This window comes from Nitrospirota bacterium (assembly GCA_016212215.1).
In the GTDB taxonomy this organism is placed as follows: domain Bacteria; phylum Nitrospirota; class 9FT-COMBO-42-15; order HDB-SIOI813; family HDB-SIOI813; genus JACRGV01.
The window spans coordinates 1-3808 of sequence record JACRGV010000027.1 but is presented as its reverse complement, the minus strand read 5'-3'; the positions used below and the strand labels follow the sequence as shown (position 1 = coordinate 3808).

The window sequence follows — 3808 nt, the reverse complement described above, 5'->3', positions numbered from 1 at the left end:
GGGTTGAGAAAGACTTTTGTAATTTAACTATTGGGGGCGGCGAAATAAATTGTTTCATTCGAAAATCTCCATAGCTCACCCTCCCCCTAACCCCCTCCCGTCAAGGGAGGGGGAATCTTCGGCAATCTTTCATATCTCCCCTCCCCTTGCGGGAGGGGACTAAGGGGAGGGGGCCTCATTTTCATCATCCTTTGTGAGCCGAAGGCTCATGTCGGTTCAACCGAAAATAACCCCCCCAGCCCCCCCCTTGAAAAAAGGGGGGGGATTGCCGTTGGCCTTTGTGAGCTTTAGCTCATGAAATTTCATCATAATCTAACTTCTTGCATCTAATTTCTTACTTCTGCTCCGAAGCCTTCTCTAATACACCCAGCAGCCTTTCAATTGCCGGTTTCCCAAACAGATCAAATCCTCTTAATGATTCCGGCGGATAGCCTGCAACACATACTATTGGCTTATTCCCTATCACTCCCATAATCAGCGGCTTTCCTGACCTCATAGGCACACCATTTACAATCACGCCTGGTGTACCCAGTGAGTTTATCAAGTCTGCAATAAAATCCCGCCCGCCTATGGCTGTCCCGCCTGAGATAACTGCCATATCCGCATGGTTAAGCCCGTTCTTTAATGCCTCTTTGAATGTAGAAAAATCATCTTTCATAATCCCGCAGAAAATCGGTACACCGCCATAGTCCTCAATCTGTGCTGATAATGTATATGAATTTGCATCCCATACATGCCCGGGTTTAAGCGGCTCGGAAGGTGGGATTACCTCATTGCCGGAACAGAAGATTGCGACGGCCGGCCTTTTCACTGCATTAACACTAAGTATCCCCTGACCTGCAAGTGTCATAATCTCTCTTGCAGAGAGTCTTGTCCCCTGTTTTAGAATCAAGTCCCCCTTCTTAATCTCACATCCGGCTGTCTCAATGAAATCACCTTTTTTGAATGGACGTTTTATCGTAATCACATTATTTGATTTACTTATATCCATATACCTTACAACAGCATATTCTCCTTCCGGGACAAAACTGCCGGTACTGACTTCAATGCACATTCCATGAGATATAGAAGCATCATACATCATTCCCACCTCTATCATCCCGCTTACAGAAAGGGTAACAGGTGTATTATCTCCTGCACCATCCGTATCTTTGACATTAACAAGGAAACCTTCAACAAGCGCCCTTGAGAATGGCGGCGAATTAATCCCTGCATTTACATCTCCTGCGAGAACCCTCCCACGGCATACAGATAAGCCAATGGTTTCTGTACCAATGGGGCCTGCAGGAAATGCAGAAAAAAATCTCTCAACTGCCGCTGCAACAGGGTCATCTTGTTTGTCGTTCATGTATAATCTCCTTAATATGATTTGTTATCTGTTCAACTGACTTAAACTCCACAGCATTAATCCCCATATCCTGAGCCGCTGCTACATACTCACCAATGTCATCAATGTATATCGTCTCTTCAGGCGATGCATTTCCCCTATTCAATGCCTCCATGTAAATATCAGGATGGGGTTTCATTTTACCAATTCTGTATGACAATATACATTCATCAAATTTATGTACAACAGGAAATTGTTTTTTTATATACTCAAAATGGAGTTCATTTGTATTGGATAAAAGAAAGAGCGGAAAATCCTTTTTAAGTAATTCAATCAAGTCAGCAACTCCATCATTCTCCACAAATATCTCACTCCACACGGATTTGAATCTCTCATAAGACATATCAAGCCCGAATACCTCTGAAGCGTGCTTGAAGAACTCCTGCGATGTAATCCTCCCCTCCTCATATTGTATGATAATTTCATATCCGGTATCAAAGAGATATGCGAGAATATTATCAGGATTCTGATATTGAATAAGCGTGGAGCAGCCTGCAAGCCCCTTAGCAATATCCATCCTTGAGAAATCCAGAATTACCTTACCGAGGTCAAAAATAATAAGTTTTATCACCCAATTACCCCCCAATTACCCCCCAATTACCCTATGTACCACTTCACACAGTTTTGTATGGATATACGGTTTTACTAATACATCACTGAAACCATACTCCTCATAATTTGTCATTATAGGGTCTTTGGAATATCCGCTTGATACAATTACCTTTGCCCTTGAGTCTATCTTCAGGAGTTCTCTTATGGCCTCCTTACCACCCATACCTCCGGGTATTGTCAAGTCCATTATAACCACATCAAAAGGATTTCCCGACTCCATGGCCTTTTTATACAATTCTATTCCACCGGTACCATTCGCAGCAGACTCTGCTTCATACCTGAAATGGCTCAGGACATTACATACAAAATCTCTGATTGTTTCTTCATCATCAATTACGAGGACCTTGCCGCTGCCGGAAAGTGGTACTTTTCCTGTTTCTTTCTCATTAAATATCTTTTTACCGGAGGCAGGCAGATAGACACTGAAGGTGGTTCCATTACCAATATCAGATTCAACACTGATATGCCCGTTATGTTTCTTTATTATAGAATAGGCGATTGCAAGACCGAGACCGCTTCCTTTTTCCTTAGTAGTAAAAAACGGATCAAATATCTTAGGAATAATTTCTTCCGGTATCCCTGCCCCATGATCTTCAATTGTAATCTTTACATATCGCCCCTTTTTAAGGGTTGGAATTTCCTTTGCATTTATAATAATATTCTCAGCCTGTACTTTGATCTGCCCGCCGTCCGGCATTGACTGAACGGCATTAATTATAAGATTATTTATAACCTGATGTATCTGTCCCTTTTCAACCTCTACCGGCCACAGGTCGTCAGGAATAAGACATTCGTGCCCCGCTTTTGTCCCTCTAAGTGTAAATGAACACCAATCCTTTATTGATTCACCGATATATATTGTCTTCTTGACCGGATCTCCGCCCTTTGCAAATGTAAGCAATTGCTTAGCCAGACTTTTTGCCTGAAGTGATGCCTTCTCCGACTCAGTTAAAAGTTCATATAACTTATCGTGGGGGGATATAGATAGCTTTGCAAGGTATATGTTGCCCATGATTCCTGTAAGAAAATTATTAAAATCATGGGCAATACCCCCTGCAAGAATTCCGAGGGACTCCAGTTTCTGGGCCTTTAAAAGTTCAGCCTCCATCTTTTTGACTTTGGTTATATCACGGATGATCCCAACTACGCCCAGTATGTTTCCCTCTCCATCAACAACCCTCTGTTTGACAGTACTAAACCACATTCCTTCTGCGTATTCTTCTATATCCACAGGTTCACCCGAACTTAATGCCGCCTCATCACTCTTCCTGCAATGCAGGGAAAAATCTTCAGGCATAAAGTCAAAATCAGTCTTACCAATAATGTCGTCCACGTTTACATGAAAAAGTGTCTCATGTGCCTTATTTGCAATTACGTATTTGAAATCAGTATCCTTGAGAAAGATAATATCCCCTGATGAATTGATTATGGTCTCAAGACCCTTTTGATATCTCCTGTTTTTATCCTGCTCCTTACGCCTGCTCTCCGCCTCCTTGCTGTCCTTTTCATTCAGCAGCAACCGAAGTCTTTTAATCTCCTCAAGCAGTTCCTCTTTTGTTTTCTCCTGGTCTTCCATGCCTGTTCAGCCCTCAATTTGAATTTATTCAAAATGTATAAAAAGAGACAGATTTGGAATCCGCACTCTTCTTACTACTTATTGCAGACAATAATGAGGCTCTTGCAAAAGTAATAAAATAAGTGAATTTTTCTGAATTTATTTGGTGTAAAATTGCTCTCCTTTTGGTAGAATATGTTTGTTAAAAAATACCACACAAAAGGAGAGCCGATGAACTTGAGAGATAAAATATC

3 protein-coding genes are annotated in these 3808 nt (G+C 41.7%); all 3 read right to left on the bottom strand.

Features of this window, described 5'->3' with window-relative positions:
* Positions 1 to 334: 334 nt before the first annotated feature.
* From HZA08_02745 to HZA08_02735, 3 genes are read right to left on the bottom strand one after another with little or no spacing between them, the layout of a single operon-like run.
* The gene (locus tag HZA08_02745; protein ID MBI5192343.1) at positions 335 to 1348 is read right to left on the bottom strand and encodes a molybdopterin molybdotransferase MoeA; all 1014 of its coding nucleotides are present in this window, start codon (positions 1346 to 1348) and stop codon (positions 335 to 337) included.
* On the bottom strand, positions 1329 to 1958 hold the full coding sequence (locus HZA08_02740) for an HAD family phosphatase (protein ID MBI5192342.1): 630 nt from the start codon (positions 1956 to 1958) through the stop codon (positions 1329 to 1331). Before HZA08_02740 ends, HZA08_02745 begins: the two co-directional genes overlap by 20 nt.
* A 15-nt stretch (positions 1959 to 1973) precedes the next feature.
* Complete coding sequence (locus HZA08_02735) at positions 1974 to 3575, bottom strand: response regulator (GenBank protein ID MBI5192341.1); 1602 nt, start codon at positions 3573 to 3575, stop codon at positions 1974 to 1976.
* Between the last annotated feature and the right edge of the window lie 233 nt (positions 3576 to 3808).

Bases quoted from the DNA above. Each gene is read 5' to 3' on its own strand.
- HZA08_02735 (MBI5192341.1), bottom strand. From the start codon at position 3,575: ATGGAAGACCAGGAGAAAACAAAAGAGGAACTGCTTGAGGAGATTAAA.
- HZA08_02745 (MBI5192343.1), bottom strand. From the start codon at position 1,348: ATGAACGACAAACAAGATGACCCTGTTGCAGCGGCAGTTGAGAGATTT.